Source organism: Streptomyces sp. SID5464, assembly GCF_009862985.1.
Classification (GTDB): domain Bacteria; phylum Actinomycetota; class Actinomycetes; order Streptomycetales; family Streptomycetaceae; genus Streptomyces; species Streptomyces chartreusis_D.
In genome coordinates, this window is sequence record NZ_WWIQ01000050.1 from 118,350 (window position 1) to 133,954 (window position 15,605).

Here is a 15,605-nt window from a genome sequence, read left to right on the forward strand (position 1 = left end):
GTGTCCGTCCTCGGAACGGCGCGACGGGGGCCCCGGGGAGGGTGGGCGCGGCGGCACCCCGTTCCGCCGGGCTGCGGACCCACCCGGCCTCGGCACCAACGTCCCGGACACGGAAACGCCGGGTTACCGCACCGCCCCCACGCCGACTACCACTTCGGCGGGCTGGCAATGGACCTGGCCAGCACATCGTCCAGCACCCGCGCCGTCTCCGGGACATCCAACTGCGAGTTGTCGATGATCGGCAGGCCGGACCCGTACCACCCGGCCATCCGCCCATGGATACGGGCGACCTCCTCGTCCGTCAGCCGCCGATTGCCCGTGCGCTCCGCGTTGCGTTCCAGGACGATGTCCAGCCCGGGCAGCAGGACGACCGGCAGCAGGCCCGGCCCGACGTGCCGCTTCCAGCCGCCGAGGCCGACGACGGGCCGGTCGGGGAAGACCGCGTCGTCGAGGATGCAGGAGATGCCGTTGGCGAGGAAGTTCCGCGCGGCGAAACCGCAGGTGCGGCGGGCGAGGCGGTACTGCGCCTCCGAGTTGTCGTTCCACCCGGACTGCGGGTCGGCGAAGCCCGAGCGGACCCACTCGCGTACGTCGTCGAGGCTGATGTGCGCCGTGGGCACCCGGCGATGGTCCGCCCAGTACTTGGCGACGCTTGTCTTCCCGGCCCCCGCGGGTCCGATGAGCAGCACGGCGAGCGTCGTACCGGCCGGATCGGGGGCCGCCGTCGCGGGTGGCGCGCTGGGCATGGCGACCGGACCGCCGGGCGGCAGCGGCACATGGCCGGTGGTGTCCGGCGCCGGAGGGACGGAGGCCGGCGGCGGTGGCGCGCCCGGCCCGGGCGGGGGCGCGGGATACCCGGGGGCCGGGGGCGGCGGGGGCACGGGCGCGGAGCCCTGGTGCGCGCCCGGGTGGTGCGGACCCGGGTGGTGTGCGGCCGGCGACCAGCCGACGGCCGGTCCGTGCCCCGGCTGGTGGGGCGGCGGCAGCGGAGAACCCACTGCGTGCTGCATCCGGTGCCACTCCGTCTCGTACAGGCGATGGGCGCTGACAGCGGGGGCGGAACCCGCTGCTACCGAACGGTACCGCCCCCGGCCATCGTTGTGTGAACGGCCGGGGGCAGCCCGAAGTGCCCACCCCCGTAAGGCGATTTCGGGCGGAAGGAGCGCCGAGGGACTTACTGGCCCACTTCTCCGTACGCGGCGAGCAGCACGGCCGGGTCGGGCCCCTCCAGCACGGTGGGCTTGGCCAGACCGTCGAGGACGATGAAGCGCAGCAGATCGCCGCGGGACTTCTTGTCGACCTTCATGGTCTCCAGCAGCTTGGGCCACTGGTCGTGCCGGTAGTGCAGCGGCAGCCCGACGGATTCGAGGACGGTCCGGTGGCGGTCGGCCGTGGCGTCGTCCAGCCGCCCGGCGAGACGGCCCAGTTCGGCGGCGAAGTGCATGCCCACCGCGACCGCCGCGCCGTGCCGCCACTTGTAGCGCTCGTTCTTCTCGATGGCGTGGCCGAGCGTGTGGCCGTAGTTGAGGATCTCGCGCAGGCCCGACTCCTTCAGGTCGGACGACACCACGTCGGCCTTCACCCGGATGGAGCGCTCGATGAGCTCGGCGGTGTGCGGACCGGCCGGGGTGCGGGCGCCCTCGGGGTCGGACTCGATGAGGTCCAGGATCACCGGGTCGGCGATGAATCCGGCCTTGATGACCTCCGCGAGTCCGGACACGTAGTCGTTGACCGGGAGCGAGTCCAGCGCGGCCAGGTCGCAGAGCACACCGGCGGGCGGATGGAAGGCACCGACCAGGTTCTTGCCCTCGGCGGTGTTGATGCCGGTCTTGCCGCCGACGGCCGCGTCCACCATGGCCAGGACCGTCGTCGGGATCGCGATCCAGCGCACCCCGCGCAGCCAGGTGGCGGCCACGAACCCGGCCAGGTCCGTGGTCGCGCCGCCGCCGACGCCGACGATGACGTCGGTGCGGGTGAACCCGGACTGGCCCAGCGCCTTCCAGCAGTAGGCGGCGACCTCGGCGGTCTTGGCCTCCTCGGCGTTGGGCACCTGGATGGCGACCGCCTCGAAGCCCTGCCCGGCCAGGTCGGCGCGCAGGGCGTCACCGGTCTCGGCCAGTGCCTCGGGGTGGACGATCGCGACCCGCTTGGCCTTGCCGCCGATCAACCCGGGCAGCTCGCCGAGGAGTTGACGGCCCACGAGGACCTCGTAGGGATCGGTGCCCGCCGTGCCGCCGACCTGGATCCGCGTCACTGCCTCGCTCATGCTTCCTTCAACTCCAGTGCGTCCAGGGCGGCTCGGGTGACCTCTTCGGGGGTGCGGCCGTCGGTGGCGACCACGGCCGTGGCGACCTCCTCGTAGAGGTGCCGGCGGGCCTCCATCAGCTCGCGCCACTGCTTGCGCGGGTTGATGGCGAGCAGCGGCCGGGCCGCGTTGAGGCCCGTGCGCTTGACCGCCTCTTCGACGTCCATCGACAGGTACACCACGCGCTGCCCGGCGAGCATCGCGCGGGTGTCCGGGTCGAGGACGGCGCCGCCGCCCAGTGCCAGCACCCCGTCGTGCCCGGCCAGCGCCTCGCGCACGGCCTGCTTCTCGATCGCGCGGAAGGCGGGCTCGCCCTCCTCGACGAAGATCTCGGCGATCGTCCGGCCCTGCGCGGCGACGATGTCGTCGTCGGTGTCCCGGTAGCCGGCCCCGAGCCGCTCGGCCAGCAGCTGCCCGACGGTGGACTTGCCCACGCCCATCGGGCCGACCAGCACGATCAGCGGGCTCATCGGATGGCCAGGTTGTCGAGGTAGGACCGGACGTTGCGGCGGGTCTCGGCGACGCTGTCGCCGCCGAACTTCTCCGCGACCGCGTCCGCGAGGACGAGGGCGACCATCGCCTCGGCGACGATGCCGGCGGCCGGCACCGCGCACACGTCGGAACGCTGGTGGTGGGCGGCCGTGGCCTCGCCGGTGACGACGTCCACCGTCTTCAGCGCCCGCGGCACGGTCGCGATCGGCTTCATCGCCGCCCGCACGCGCAGCAGCTCACCGGTGGACAGCCCGCCCTCGGTGCCGCCGGAGCGGCCGGAGGTCCGCTTGATGCCCTCCTCGGTCGCGACGATCTCGTCGTGCGCCTTGGAGCCGGGGACGCGAGCCAGGTCGAAGCCGTCGCCGACCTCGACTCCCTTGATCGCCTGGATGCCCATGAGTGCGGCGGCCAGGCGGGCGTCCAGGCGGCGGTCCCAGTGCACATGCGAACCGAGGCCGACCGGCACCTCGTACGCCAGCACCTCGACCACACCGCCGAGGGTGTCGCCGTCCTTGTGGGCCTGGTCGATCTCGGCGACCATCGCCTTCGACGCGTCGGCGTCCAGGCAGCGGACCGGGTCCGCGTCCAGCTTCTCCACGTCAGCGGGCGTCGGGTACACGCCGTACGGCGCCTTCGCGGCCGCGAGCTCCACCACGTGGGAGACGATCTCGATGCCGGTCGTCTCCTTCAGGTACGACCGGGCCACCGCCCCGAGGGCCACGCGGGCCGCGGTCTCCCGCGCGGACGCGCGCTCCAGGATCGGCCGGGCCTCGTCGAAGCCGTACTTCTGCATCCCGGCGAGGTCGGCGTGGCCGGGACGGGGACGGGTCAGCGGGGCGTTGCGGGCGAGGCCGTCGAGGATCTCCGGGTCGACCGGGTCGGCCGCCATGACCTGTTCCCACTTCGGCCACTCGGTGTTGCCCACCATGATCGCGACCGGGGAGCCGAGGCTGAGGCCGTGCCGGACGCCGCCGAGGAAGGTGATCTCGTCCCGCTCGAACTTCATCCGGGCACCGCGCCCATAGCCCAGGCGCCGCCTCGCGAGATGGTCCGCCACCATGTCCGTGGTGATCGGCACGCCGGCGGGAAGACCCTCCAGCGTCGCGACGAGTGCGGGACCGTGGGATTCCCCCGCGGTCAGCCAGCGCAACCTGCTCAACGGTGCTCCTCAGTGTTCGCGGCCTGCTTACTGCCCAGCGTACGCATCTCATCGCGTACGGCTACGGCCCGACCGGGTGCGCGGCCCCGTCCGGCACCATCGATCCTCCCATGCCACGCGGAGGACTCCGATCCGAGTCCGGCTGGCGGACAGCCGTGAGCGGCGGACTTAGTGGAACCGTGCGCCGAGCACAAGCCGATCGAGCGTCAGATGTCACCGTTCGTAGGCCGGAAATCAGCTGTCTCAGCGCCCTCCCGCCTCGTATGTTCCTCGCGTCCCGTTCCTTGATCCTCAATCCGGATCTGATACGTGAGGACCACTCACACCACCATGAGACACGTTCTGAGAGCAGTCGTCGCCCTCTGTGCCGCGCTGGGCATCTCCCTGGCATTCACGAGCTCGGCACAGGCGGCGAGCAACCCCGTCACCGTCTGCGGTTCCGGCTACTACGTCCAGTCCTCCCACAAGCTGGGCCTCTACCTCGAGACCGGCGGACCGCAGGCGATCGTCTACCTGCTCTACAACTCCTCCACCGGCTACAACTGCGCGGTCACCGTCGTCACCGGCGAGCAGATCGGCAACCCCGTCAGCGTGGGCATCCGCGCCGAGGGCGGCACCTGGATCAAGGATTCGGGCAACTACAACTCCTACGCCGGCCCCGTGCGCGTGAAGGCCGCGGGCAAGTGCGTGCAGTACTCCGGCTCGACCCGCTGGTGGAGCTCCTCGTCGCCGTACACCGACGAGTACACGAGCCCGCTGGGCTGGTGCGGCTGACACGTCAGTCCCGCTGAGCGGCCTCCCGCATCGCGGCGAGCGGCGACCGGGAGTCGCCGGTGAACTGCCGGAACTGGAACACCGCCTGGTGGACCAGCAGGTCGAGGCCGCTCAGCACCTGTCCGCCCCGCTCCTCCCACGCCGCGGCGAGGGGCGTGGGCCAGGGCTCGTAGAGCACGTCGAACAGGGTGCCCACGCGCTCGGGGACCTGCTCGGCCAGCGCGTCCGTACCGCCGGCGGGGGTCGTCGAGACGACCAGGGGTGCTTCGAAGGCACGGGCGGCGTCGGCCCAGTCGGCGGGCCGGACCCGGACTCCGAGCCGCTCACCCCACTGCCGCATCTCAGCCGCGCGGCGTTCGCTGCGCACGTACACGGCGACCTCGCCCGTGCAGATCCGGGCCAGGGCCGCGAGAGCCGAGGACGCGGTGGCTCCGGCGCCCAGGATCGCCGCGCTCTCCGCCTTCTCCACGCCGCGCTCGTGCAGCGCCGCCACCAGCCCGGGGATGTCGGTGTTGTCGCCGACCCGGCGTCCGTCCGGCCGGAAGACCACGGTGTTGACCGCCTCCACCGAGGCGGCCGTGTCGGTGATCTCGTCGAGCAACGGGATCACCGCCCGCTTCAGCGGCATGGTCAGCGACAGCCCGGCCCACTCCGGGCCGAGCCCGTCGAGGAATCCGGGCAGCGCGTCCTCGTCGATCTCGAACCGGTCGTACGACCAGTCGGCCAGTCCCAGCGCCCGGTACGCGGCGTTGTGCAGCCGCGGCGACAGCGAGTGAGCGATCGGGGAGCCGAGAACGGCGGCTCGGCGATGTGCGGCCATCAGGTGTTCCTCAGTTGTTCCGCGAGGCGTTGAACTTGTCGACCAGCTTCTGGTGCTCTGCGTTGGTCTTGGTGAACTCGCTGGTCTTGCCGTCCAGCGAGATGAAGTAGTACCAGCCGTCCTTCGTCGGGTTCAGGGCGCCCTTGAGCGCCGCCTCACCCGGGTTGTCGATCGGCCCGGGCGGCAGGCCCTTGTGGAAGTACGTGTTGTACGGGTTGTCGTAGTTCCGCAGCTCGCTCAGACTCAGATCGATCTTGCTCTGGTTCTTGATGTAGTTGTAGGTGGAGTCGAACTCCAGCATGCCGTTGGTCTGCGGATTCCCCGGCTTCATCCGGTTGTAGACGACCTCGGCCATCTTGCGGAAGTCGTCGTGGCTCGTGCCCTCGGCCTGGGCCAGGCTCGCGACGGTGATCAGCTGCCAGGGGTCTTCGAGTCCGAGGCTCCGGGCCTTCTTCTCCACGCCGAGCTTCTCGTACGTCTGCGTGGCCCGGGCCACCATCCCTCTCAGCACGTCCTCGGGCTTCTGTCCCTTGGCGATGCCGTAGCTGGACGGGTAGAGGAACCCTTCCAGCGGGTCCTTGACGTCCTTGTGGTTCAGCGCCCAGTCGGGCAGGCCGAGCTTCTTCCAGTCCTTCTTGGCGACCTCGGCGGTGGTGCCCGGCTTGACCTCCAGCCGCTTGTCGATGAGCCGGTAGATGTCGGCGTTGCGCTTGCCCTCGGCGATGATCAGGTTGTCGCGGCTCTCCGGGCTGAGCATCAGTTCGACCGCACTGCCGGCCGACATTTGCTTTTGCAGCGTGTAGACGCCGTCCTGGATGCTCCTGCCGTCGGGGTTGGCGGCCTGCGCCGAGACGAAGGCGTCGACGCTCTTCACGACGCCCGCGGACTTCAGCACCCGGCCGATCGTGTAACCGTCCGCGCCCTGCGGGATCTCGACGGACACCTCCTGCCCGTTGCCGTCCCCCGCGTAGTCAGGCGCGTCGCCGAAACGATCCTGGAAGAACTGGTAGCCGAAGTAGCTGACGCCCGCCAGGCCGCCGCCGAGGACCAGGACGACCAGCAGGCAGGCCGTTCCGCTGCGGCGCTTCTTGGGCTTGCCGCCGCGTCCCCGCTGGTCGTCGCGCCGACGGCGGTCGCCCGGCTCGTCGGCGTCGTCATCGTCGTCACCGCCCGCGAAGAAGGCGTGCTCACCCTGGTCGGGGCCGGGATCCCAGTCGGTCTCCGGTTCCGGCTCGGCCCGCCGCCGGCCCGGCGGCTCCGGTGGCGGATACGCGTCGGGCGTGCCGTAGTAGTCGGACTGGTCCTGGCCGTACGCACCGGTTTGCTGACCGTACGGGTCGGCGGGGTCGCCGGGGTACGAGACCTGCTGGTGCCGGCCGGTGGCCCAGCCACCGTTGTCGTACTGCTGCTGGTACCCGGGGTCCTGCTGGTACTGCGGGTCCTGTTGGTACTGGGGGTCCTGCTGGTGTCCCTGGTTCCCCTGCCCCGGGTACTGCTGATGCCCGTGGGCCTGTGCCGCGTACTGCTGCTGGTCGTACTGGTACTGCTGCTGCGCCTGACCGTATCCGGCCTGTTCGCCGGTGCCCCAGTCGCCGTACTGCGGCTGCTGCGGCTGCTCTGGATAGTGCTGCGGCTGGCCGCCGTAGGGAGACTGCCGGCCCGGGTGGACCTGCTCTCCTCCCCATCCGCCGTCCCCGTACAACGGGTCCTCCGGATGCCACGGTTCGGAGCCTTGGCCCCGGCCATACTCAGTCATCGATCCCCTAGAGCCGCGAGGCGGCGGTCACGCGGCTTCCGGCTCGGCTCCCGTCCCGCCTCTTGCTGTGCGGCGGCTGTTCGAATGCCGCCGCATCGCGCGGAACGTTACCGTATCGCGATCAGATGACCGCTTCGACGCCTTCTCCGGGTGCTTTACCTGACACCCGTTCGGATTCAAGGGCCTGTTGCAGGATGATCACCGCCGCCGCCTGGTCGATGACGGACCTTCCCTTCTTGGACTTCACGCCCGAAGCGCGCAGTCCCTGACTGGCCGTCACCGTCGTCATGCGTTCGTCCACGAGTCTCACCGGAACCGGGGAGATCATGCGCGCCAGTTCCTGTGCGAAGCCCCGGACCTTGACCGCGGCCGGGCCCTCGCCGCCCTTGAGGGAGCGCGGGAGACCCACCACGACCTCGATGGGCTCGTACTCCTCGACGAGCTGCTTCAACCGCCGCTGAGCTGCGGGGATGTCACGCCCCGGGACCGTCTCCACCGGGGTGGCGAGGATCCCGTCGGGGTCGCACGAGGCGACCCCGATACGGGCGTCCCCGACGTCGATAGCGAGTCGACGTCCTCTGCGCATCTTTCCGGACCCGTTTCTTACTTGGCCGTCTCGGCGACCAGGCGCTCGACGGCGTCCACGGCATCGCCGATCGCGGCCGGGTTCTGGCCGCCGCCCTGGGCGACGTCCGGCTTGCCGCCACCGCCGCCGCCGAGGGTCTTGGCGGCCGTACGGACCAGGTCGCCGGCCTTCAGACCGCGCTCGCGGGCGGCCTCGTTGGTGGCGATGACCGTCAGCGGCTTGCCGTTCGCCACCGTGAACAGGGCGACCACGGCGGCCCGTCCGCCCTGGATGCGTCCGCGCACGTCGAGCACGAGCTTGCGCAGGTCGTCGGCGGTCGTGCCGTCCGGGACCTGACCGGTCACGACAGCAACGCCACGGACGTCCTTGGCGGACTCGGCGAGGCCGGCGGCGGCCTGGAGGACCTTCTCGGCGCGGAACTTCTCGATCTCCTTCTCGGCGTCCTTCAGCTTGCCGAGCATGGCGGAGACCTTCTCCGGGAGCTCCTCCGGGCGGCCCTTGATCAGCTCCTGGAGCTGGGCGACGACCGTGTGCTCACGGGCGAGGAAGTTGTAGGCGTCCACGCCGACCAGGGCCTCGATCCGGCGGACACCGGAGCCGATCGACGACTCGCCGAGCAGCTTCACCAGGCCCAGCTGGGCGGTGTTGTGCACGTGCGTGCCACCGCACAGTTCCTTGGAGAAGTCGCCGATGGTCACGACGCGCACGCGCTCGCCGTACTTCTCGCCGAACTCGGCGATGGCGCCCTGCTTCTTGGCCTCGTCGATGCCCATGACGTCGGCACGGACGTCGAGGTCGCGGGCGAGCACCTCGTTGATCTTCTGCTCGACGTCGGTCATCACGGCCGTCGGCACGGCGGACGGGGAGCCGAAGTCGAAGCGGAAGCGGCCGGGCTGGTTCTCGGAACCGGCCTGGGCGGCCGTCGGGCCGAGGGCGTCCCGCAGGGCCTGGTGGGTCAGGTGCGTGGCCGAGTGGGCACGGGCGATGGCCTTGCGGCGGCGGTCGTCGATGGAGGCGTGGGCCTTGGCGCCGACGGTGACCTCACCGACCTGGACGACGCCCTTGTGGACGTAGACACCCGGGACCGGCTTCTGGCAGTCGCGGACCTCGATGACGGCACCGGAGTCGGCCTTGATCTTGCCGGTGTCGCCGATCTGGCCGCCGCCCTCGGCGTAGAACGGGGTGCGGTCGAGGACGATCTCGACCTCGTCGCCCTCGGTGGCGGCCGGCGAGGAGACGCCGTCGACGAGGATGCCGACGACCGTGGACTCGCCCTCGGTGTCGGTGTAGCCGATGAAGTCGGTGGCGCCGGCCCGGTCGGCGATCTCGCGGTAGGCGCCGAGGTCGGCGTGGCCGGTCTTCTTGGCCTGGGCGTCGGCCTTGGCGCGCTCCCGCTGCTCCTTCATCAGGCGGCGGAAGCCCTCCTCGTCCACGGACAGGCCCTGCTCGGCGGCCATCTCCAGGGTGAGGTCGATCGGGAAGCCCCAGGTGTCGTGGAGCAGGAAGGCCTTGTCGCCGGGCAGCACGGTGGAGCCGGCGGCCTTGGTGTCGCTGACGGCGGTGTCGAGGATGTTGGTGCCGGCCTTCAGCGTCTTGAGGAAGGCGTTCTCCTCGGCGAGGGCGACCTTCTCGATGCGCTCGCGGTCGGTGATGAGCTCGGGGTACTGCTGGCCCATCATCCCGATGACGACGTCGATCAGGTCCTTGACGACCGGGCCGGTGGCGCCGAGCAGGCGCATGTTGCGGATGGCGCGGCGCATGATGCGGCGCAGCACGTAACCGCGGCCCTCGTTGCCCGGGGTGACGCCGTCACCGATGAGCATGGTGGCGGTGCGCATGTGGTCGGTGACCACGCGCAGGGACACGTCCGAGGCGTGGGCGTCGCCGTAGCGGACGCCGGTCAGCTCGGTGGCCTTGTCGATGACGGCCATCGAGGTGTCGATCTCGTACATGTTCTGAACGCCCTGCAGAATCATGGCGAGTCGCTCGAGGCCGAGGCCGGTGTCGATGTTCTTGCTGGGCAGGTCGCCGAGGATCTCGAAGTTGTCCTTGCCGGTGCCCTCGCCCCGCTCGTACTGCATGAAGACGAGGTTCCAGATCTCCACGTACCGCTCGTCGTTGACGGCGGGGCCGCCCTCGGCGCCGAACTCGGGGCCGCGGTCGTAGTTGATCTCGGAGCAGGGGCCGCAGGGGCCGGGGACGCCCATGGACCAGTAGTTGTCCTTCATGCCGAGGCGCTGGATGCGCTCCTTCGGCACGCCGACGACCTCGTGCCAGATGCGCTCGGCCTCGTCGTCGTCCTTGTAAACGGTGATCCACAGGCGCTCGGGGTCGAGGCCGTAACCGCCCTTGTCCTGGGGGCTGGTGAGCAGCTCCCAGGCGAGCTTGATGGCGCCTTCCTTGAAGTAGTCGCCGAAGGAGAAGTTGCCGCACATCTGGAAGAACGTGCCGTGCCGGGTGGTCTTGCCGACCTCTTCGATGTCCGGCGTGCGCACGCACTTCTGCACGCTGGTGGCGCGGGCGAAGGGCGGCTTGACCTCACCCAGGAAGTAGGGCTTGAAGGGCACCATGCCGGCCGGGACGAGGAGCAGAGTCGGGTCGTCCGCGATGAGCGACGCCGAAGGGACGACGGTGTGACCGCGCTCCTCGAAGAAGCTCAACCAGCGGCGGCGAATCTCAGCCGACTCCATCAGTGGTCCTCATTCCGGTTGTACGAATTCTTCTTGTACGCGTACGACGTGCTGTCGATGACGTACGTCTTCGGCTCTGTGCGGTTCTCGATGGCGGCGTACCGCCTGGGTGCCGGGAGTTCGGGGTCGACGGGGGCGTTGAGCCCGAGCGCGTCGCCCAGTTCGGCCTCCCGCTGGGCCATGTTGTCGCGGACGTCGAGCGCGAAGTCGACCGCGCGGTCCTTGAGCCGGTGGCCGGCCTCGATCGCCTTGTTCCCCGCGGCTCTGGCGAGGCTCTCCGGCGTCAGCTGCTTCAGCTTCCGGTTGACCTTGGTGGTGGCCCACACTCCGGCGGCGACGCCGGTGGTGAACCAGAACGTACGGCGGAACATCGCTGGCTCTCAGTCCCTCTTCCCTCGGGCGCTGCGCCGAGAGACCGTGCGGCCCACGATCACGGTACGCCTCGACGCCTTGCCGGGCACGTCCTCCTTGCGGCCGCCGAGGGCCCGGCGCACGCCGTAACCGAAGGCTGCGACCTTGACCAGGGGGCCGCCGAACGTGGAGGCGACGGTGGTCGACAGCGCGGAGGCGTTCGACGTGACCTCCTGGACGTCGGAGGCGATCGAGTCGACCCGGTCGATCTGGGTCTGCGCGGAGCGCACCGCCGCGGAGGCGTCGGCCAGGAGCGGGACGGCCTGATCGGTCACGTCCGCCACGAGCTTGGTGGTCGCCCTGAGCGTCTGGGCCAGCCTCGCCAGCGCGACGGCGAGGAAGGAGACCAGGATCGCCCAGAAGACGGCCACCAGGATTCCGGCCACCTCTCCACCGGACACTGTGTGCACCCGCTCCCTGAAAACGTGCCTGAACATCGAAAAAGTCGTGCGACGAGCCTATCGCGCCGGGGATGCGGCTCCGTACCGGATTACCGCCCGGGGGCGGCGGATTCGCGAAAGCCCGCCGCCTCGCCCGCCCGGAGGGGCGGGGAGACGACGGGCCGGGGTACCGCGTGCCTGCCGTGGATCAGCGGGCGTAGTACTCGACGACGAGCTGCTCGTCGCAGATCACCGGGATCTCCTTGCGGTTCGGCTCGCGGTCCAGGCGGAACGCCAGGGCCTTGAGGTTCACCTGGAGGTAGCGCGGGGTCTCGCCGTCGGGGGCGAAGCCACCCTCACGGGCGATCGTGAAGAGGGTCTTCTCCTTGGAGCGCTCGCGGACCTGCACCACGTCGTCCGGGCGGACACGGAAGGAGGGCTTGTCGACCTTCTTGCCGTTGACCGCGATGTGGCCGTGGACGACCATCTGGCGGGCCTGGTAGATCGTGCGGGCGATGCCCGAACGCAGGACCAGGGCGTCGAGACGGCGCTCCAGCTCGATGATCAGGGCCTCACCGGTCTTGCCCTGGACCTTGGAGGCACGCTCGTAGGCGCGGACGAGCTGGCGCTCGGACACGTCGTACTGCGCGCGCAGGCGCTGCTTCTCGAGCAGACGGACCTTGTAGTCCGAGTTCTGCTTGCGGCCGCGGCCGTGCTCACCCGGCGGGTAGGGACGGGCCTCGAAGTACTTGACGGCCTTCGGGGTCAGCGCGATGCCGAGGGCACGCGACTTCTTGACCTTGGGGCGGGACTGGTTCGCCACTGCTTTCTCATTTCCTGGATTCGGCTTGTCAGGGTTGTGGGAGGTCGCATCCGCAGCCGGGGAAACCCTCGTCGTCCTGTCGGACTCGGTGGGCAGCCGCTCCCCTGGTCTGGGCACATACGTGCAGCACGCGAGTGGCCCACCGACCGGTTCCGTCCTGCGACGGGTGGTGGTGGGCTGCCCGCGACACCGTTCGACGGTGCGCGACGCTCCTGGAGCCGGTCCTGGAGGACTGTGCCCCCCGACTGGCTCCGGCCGACTGTCCCGTTCTGACTGCACGGGACGCGGCACTCCGAACGAGTTTACAGGGTGCTCAGGACCGCTTTCGACCGAGGTTCTTCCGGGTCCACTCGACCGCGTCCGCGTAGCGGGCCTCCGCGCCGTGCCGGGTCGGCTCGTAGTACTCGCGGTCCTTCAGGGCGTCCGGGGCGTACTGCTGGGCGGCGATGCCCTCGGGGAGGTCGTGCGGGTAGACGTAGCCCCGGCCGTGGCCGAGCTTGGTGGCGCCCTTGTAGTGGCTGTCGCGCAGGTGCGCGGGCACGGGCCCGGCCAGTCCCTTGCGTACGTCCTCCAGGGCGGCGCCGATCGCGGTCGTCGCGGCGTTGGACTTCGGGGCCAGGGCGAGGGCGATGGTGGCGTGGCTGAGGGTGAGGGCGGCCTCCGGGAAGCCGATCATGGCGACGGCCTGGGCGGCGGCGACCGCGATCGGCAGCGCGTTCGGATCGGCGAGGCCGATGTCCTCGCTGGCGGAGATCATCAGACGCCGGGCGATGAAGCGGGGATCCTCGCCGGCCTCGATCATCCGGGCCAGGTAGTGCAGGGCGGCGTCGACGTCGGAGCCACGGATGGACTTGATCAGGGCGCTGGCCACGTCGTAGTGCTGGTCGCCGTCGCGGTCGTACTTCACGGCCGCCCGGTCGACCGTCTCCTCCAGCGTGGTCAGGCCGATCTCCGTCTCGCCCTTGTCGAGGGCGGCGCCGGCGGCGGCCTCCAGGGCCGTCAGGGCACGGCGGGCGTCGCCGCCGGCGATGCGCAGGAGGTGGCTCTCGGTCTCCTCGGGGAGGGTGACGGCGTCCTTCAGGCCGCGCTCGTCGGTCAGGGCGCGCCGGACGAGGCCCTTGATGTCGTCGTCCGTGAGCGGTTCGAGGGTGAGCAGCAGGGAGCGGGACAGCAGGGGCGAGATCACCGAGAAGTACGGGTTCTCCGTCGTCGCCGCGATCAGTGTCACCCAGCGGTTCTCGACGGCCGGGAGCAGGGAGTCCTGCTGGGCCTTGCTGAAGCGGTGGATCTCGTCGAGGAAGAGGACGGTCTCCTTGCCGAATCCGCCGGAGGCGCGGCGGGCGCCGTCGATGACCGCGCGGACCTCCTTGACGCCGGCGGTGATCGCCGACAGTTCGACGAAGCGGGCGTTGGTCGCTTTGGAGACGACGTACGCCAGGGTGGTCTTGCCGGTGCCGGGCGGGCCCCAGAGGATCACCGAGGAGGGGCCGGCCGGGCCGGAGGCGCCCTCGCCGACCAGTCTGCGCAGGGGCGAGCCCGGCTTCAGCAGATGCCGCTGGCCCACCACCTCGTCGAGGGTGCGCGGGCGCATCCGCACCGCCAGGGGGCTGCTGGACGGCTCCTTCTCCTGGCGTTCTTCTGCTGCGGCGGTGAACAGGTCGGGCTCCACGTCAGAAACCCTAAATCACGGCACTGACAATCCCTCCGGGCCCCGGTGCTCCCGGCTCAGCTCATCCAGAAGTCCCACCAGCGGGTCAGGACCAGCATGCCGATGATGCCGATGTGCAGCACGGGCATGACCCAGGTGAACTCGGCGAAGAAGCTCCTGAGCCAGCTCGGGGCGGGCAGGAAGCCCTTGCGGATGTTGAACGACGTCACGTACCAGAACATCAGGATCGTGGCGACCCAGGCCAGGCTGCACCACAGGCACAGCGCGTTGATCCGGTACAGGGACTGGAACATCAGCCAGGCGCAGAAGCTCACGCCGAAGAGGCAGCCGGCGTTGAAGGTGAGCCAGTACCAGCGCGGGAAGCGGGCGCGGGCGAGCAGGCTCATGCCGACGCAGATGACGATGCCGTAGGCGACGAGGCCGAGCATCGGGTTCGGGAAACCGAAGACCGCGGCCTGCTTGCTCTCCATGACGCTGCCGCAGGAGACGACGGGGTTGAGGCTGCAGCCGGGCGTGAACGTCTTGCCCTCGACCTTGGCCTCGAGAATCTTGAACTTGTCGATCGTGATGACCCACGAGGCGAGCAGTCCGGCCGCGCCGGTGATCACCAGCAGGAGGGCGAGGGCCCGGCTGCCGCCCTCGGCGCGGGGCGCGTTCTCGGCGCACTCCGGCTCGGGCCCCGTGGAGACGTCCTGGACTGTCGTCTTGCTCATCACGCCGATTCCGTCACTTGAGACCTGGACAACTTCGGACAGGGCCATTGTGCCGCACCGGTACGTCCGTCCACCGTTCAGTGGACATAAGCATGTCCGCACGGTCGTCCTTGAGGGTTGCATTCCGGCCGACGCTCGTCCCATGACAGCACACGGGTACGACCTCGCCGTCCAGGCGCGGGGGCTGCGCAAGCGGTACGGGGACGTGACCGCCCTCGGCGGCATCGATCTGGGCATCCGCCGGGGCGAGGTGTTCGGCCTGCTCGGGCCCAACGGCGCGGGCAAGAGCACCACGGTGGAGATCCTCCAGGGCAACCGGGACCGGGACGCCGGCGAGGTGTCCGTGCCCGGGTCGGACCCGGCGACCGGCACGCGCGCGTGGCGCTCACGTGTCGGAATCGTCTGGCAGGACGAATCGGCGCCCGCGGAGTTGACGGTCCGGGAGACGGTGCGGCACTTCGCCGGCTACTACCCGCGGCCCCGGAACCCTGAGGAGGTCATCGGCGCGGTCGGTCTGGAGGCGAAGGCGGACAGCCGGATCAAGGCCCTGTCGGGTGGCCAGCGGCGGCGTCTGGACCTGGCGCTCGGCGTGATCGGCGGCCCGGACCTGCTGCTTCTGGACGAGCCGACGACCGGGTTCGACCCGGCGGCCCGGCGGCGGTTCTGGTCGCTGATCCGCGCCCTGGCCGACGACGGCACGACGATCCTGCTGACCACGCACTACCTGGAGGAGGCGGAGGCCCTCGCGCACCGGCTGGCCGTCGTCGCGAAGGGCCGGATCGTCGCCGAGGGCGAGCCCGGGGCGTTGCGGGAGCGGTACGGCACCGAGGCCCTCGTCGAGTGGACCGAGCCGGACGGCACCCCGCGCAGGGAGCGCACGGTCACACCGACCAGGACGATCGCCGGACTCATGCACCGCTTCGACGGGGAGATCCCGGGGCTGGCGGTGAGCCGGCCCACGCTGGAGGACGTCTACCTCCGGCTGACCGGACAGTCGCAGGAGGAGGCACGGTGACCACGACCGCGG

15 protein-coding genes are annotated in these 15,605 nt (G+C 70.4%); 2 read left to right on the top strand and 13 right to left on the bottom strand.

Annotated elements, in window-relative coordinates:
* Positions 1 to 146 precede the first annotated feature (146 nt).
* The 4 genes from GTY47_RS24575 to aroC form a co-directional block, all read right to left on the bottom strand.
* Positions 147 to 1,010: a Pro-rich N-terminal domain-containing protein gene (locus GTY47_RS24575; protein ID WP_078602954.1), complete on the bottom strand. Its 864-nt coding sequence runs from the start codon at positions 1,008 to 1,010 to the stop codon at positions 147 to 149.
* Positions 1,011 to 1,174: 164 nt separating this feature from the next.
* Positions 1,175 to 2,266 (bottom strand): 3-dehydroquinate synthase, encoded by a 1,092-nt coding sequence (aroB, locus tag GTY47_RS24580; protein ID WP_010046448.1) that lies wholly within the window; start codon positions 2,264 to 2,266, stop codon positions 1,175 to 1,177.
* Complete coding sequence (locus tag GTY47_RS24585) at positions 2,263 to 2,775, bottom strand: shikimate kinase (RefSeq protein WP_010046451.1); 513 nt, start codon at positions 2,773 to 2,775, stop codon at positions 2,263 to 2,265. Before GTY47_RS24585 ends, aroB begins: the two co-directional genes overlap by 4 nt.
* Complete coding sequence (gene aroC, locus GTY47_RS24590) at positions 2,772 to 3,956, bottom strand: chorismate synthase (RefSeq protein WP_010046452.1); 1,185 nt, start codon at positions 3,954 to 3,956, stop codon at positions 2,772 to 2,774. The genes GTY47_RS24585 and aroC overlap by 4 nt, the downstream gene beginning before the upstream one ends.
* 330 nt (positions 3,957 to 4,286) lie before the next feature.
* On the opposite strand from aroC, the gene GTY47_RS24595 reads away from it, so the two are divergent.
* A complete protein-coding gene (locus tag GTY47_RS24595; RefSeq protein ID WP_010046453.1) occupies positions 4,287 to 4,730 on the top strand; it encodes a hypothetical protein in 444 nt (147 codons plus the stop codon).
* Between the two features lie 4 nt (positions 4,731 to 4,734).
* Here GTY47_RS24595 and GTY47_RS24600 read toward each other — a convergent pair whose 3' ends face one another.
* From GTY47_RS24600 to GTY47_RS24640, 9 genes are all read right to left on the bottom strand, one after another.
* Positions 4,735 to 5,550 carry a shikimate dehydrogenase gene (locus tag GTY47_RS24600; RefSeq protein ID WP_010046455.1) on the bottom strand — a complete coding sequence of 272 codons (816 nt, stop codon included), beginning with the start codon at positions 5,548 to 5,550 and terminating at the stop codon, positions 4,735 to 4,737.
* A gap of 10 nt (positions 5,551 to 5,560) precedes the next feature.
* Positions 5,561 to 7,306 (bottom strand): endolytic transglycosylase MltG, encoded by a 1,746-nt coding sequence (gene mltG / locus GTY47_RS24605; RefSeq protein ID WP_029181630.1) that lies wholly within the window; start codon positions 7,304 to 7,306, stop codon positions 5,561 to 5,563.
* Positions 7,307 to 7,427: 121 nt separating this feature from the next.
* Entirely contained in the window at positions 7,428 to 7,892 is a 465-nt protein-coding gene (ruvX, locus tag GTY47_RS24610; protein WP_010046461.1) for a Holliday junction resolvase RuvX, read from the bottom strand.
* Between the two features lie 17 nt (positions 7,893 to 7,909).
* The gene (gene alaS / locus GTY47_RS24615) at positions 7,910 to 10,582 is read right to left on the bottom strand and encodes an alanine--tRNA ligase (RefSeq protein ID WP_010046463.1); all 2,673 of its coding nucleotides are present in this window, start codon (positions 10,580 to 10,582) and stop codon (positions 7,910 to 7,912) included.
* Positions 10,582 to 10,953 (bottom strand): hypothetical protein, encoded by a 372-nt coding sequence (locus GTY47_RS24620; protein WP_010046465.1) that lies wholly within the window; start codon positions 10,951 to 10,953, stop codon positions 10,582 to 10,584. The genes alaS and GTY47_RS24620 overlap by 1 nt, the downstream gene beginning before the upstream one ends.
* Positions 10,954 to 10,962: 9 nt before the next feature.
* Positions 10,963 to 11,403 (bottom strand): DUF948 domain-containing protein, encoded by a 441-nt coding sequence (locus tag GTY47_RS24625; RefSeq protein WP_040904142.1) that lies wholly within the window; start codon positions 11,401 to 11,403, stop codon positions 10,963 to 10,965.
* Positions 11,404 to 11,581: 178 nt separating this feature from the next.
* Positions 11,582 to 12,196 carry a 30S ribosomal protein S4 gene (rpsD, locus tag GTY47_RS24630; RefSeq protein ID WP_010046470.1) on the bottom strand — a complete coding sequence of 205 codons (615 nt, stop codon included), beginning with the start codon at positions 12,194 to 12,196 and terminating at the stop codon, positions 11,582 to 11,584.
* A 313-nt stretch (positions 12,197 to 12,509) separates the two neighbouring features.
* A complete protein-coding gene (locus tag GTY47_RS24635) occupies positions 12,510 to 13,865 on the bottom strand; it encodes a replication-associated recombination protein A (protein ID WP_010046472.1) in 1,356 nt (451 codons plus the stop codon).
* Between the two features lie 56 nt (positions 13,866 to 13,921).
* Positions 13,922 to 14,578 (bottom strand): vitamin K epoxide reductase family protein, encoded by a 657-nt coding sequence (locus GTY47_RS24640; RefSeq protein ID WP_010046475.1) that lies wholly within the window; start codon positions 14,576 to 14,578, stop codon positions 13,922 to 13,924.
* A 142-nt stretch (positions 14,579 to 14,720) separates the two neighbouring features.
* Between GTY47_RS24640 and GTY47_RS24645 the strand changes: the two genes are divergently transcribed.
* Positions 14,721 to 15,593 carry an ABC transporter ATP-binding protein gene (locus GTY47_RS24645; protein WP_010046477.1) on the top strand — a complete coding sequence of 291 codons (873 nt, stop codon included), beginning with the start codon at positions 14,721 to 14,723 and terminating at the stop codon, positions 15,591 to 15,593.
* The last annotated feature ends 12 nt before the right edge of the window (positions 15,594 to 15,605 follow it).

What these genes read in the sequence shown, in the direction of transcription:
- GTY47_RS24575 (WP_078602954.1), bottom strand. Translation starts at nt 1,010, where the DNA reads ATGCAGCACGCAGTGGGTTCTCCGCTGCCGCCGCCCCACCAGCCGGGG.
- aroB (WP_010046448.1), bottom strand. Translation starts at nt 2,266, where the DNA reads ATGAGCGAGGCAGTGACGCGGATCCAGGTCGGCGGCACGGCGGGCACC.
- GTY47_RS24585 (WP_010046451.1), bottom strand. Translation starts at nt 2,775, where the DNA reads ATGAGCCCGCTGATCGTGCTGGTCGGCCCGATGGGCGTGGGCAAGTCC.
- GTY47_RS24595 (WP_010046453.1), top strand. Translation starts at nt 4,287, where the DNA reads ATGAGACACGTTCTGAGAGCAGTCGTCGCCCTCTGTGCCGCGCTGGGC.
- GTY47_RS24600 (WP_010046455.1), bottom strand. Translation starts at nt 5,550, where the DNA reads ATGGCCGCACATCGCCGAGCCGCCGTTCTCGGCTCCCCGATCGCTCAC.
- mltG (WP_029181630.1), bottom strand. Translation starts at nt 7,306, where the DNA reads ATGACTGAGTATGGCCGGGGCCAAGGCTCCGAACCGTGGCATCCGGAG.
- ruvX (WP_010046461.1), bottom strand. Translation starts at nt 7,892, where the DNA reads ATGCGCAGAGGACGTCGACTCGCTATCGACGTCGGGGACGCCCGTATC.
- alaS (WP_010046463.1), bottom strand. Translation starts at nt 10,582, where the DNA reads ATGGAGTCGGCTGAGATTCGCCGCCGCTGGTTGAGCTTCTTCGAGGAG.
- GTY47_RS24620 (WP_010046465.1), bottom strand. Translation starts at nt 10,953, where the DNA reads ATGTTCCGCCGTACGTTCTGGTTCACCACCGGCGTCGCCGCCGGAGTG.
- GTY47_RS24640 (WP_010046475.1), bottom strand. Translation starts at nt 14,578, where the DNA reads ATGAGCAAGACGACAGTCCAGGACGTCTCCACGGGGCCCGAGCCGGAG.
- GTY47_RS24645 (WP_010046477.1), top strand. Translation starts at nt 14,721, where the DNA reads ATGACAGCACACGGGTACGACCTCGCCGTCCAGGCGCGGGGGCTGCGC.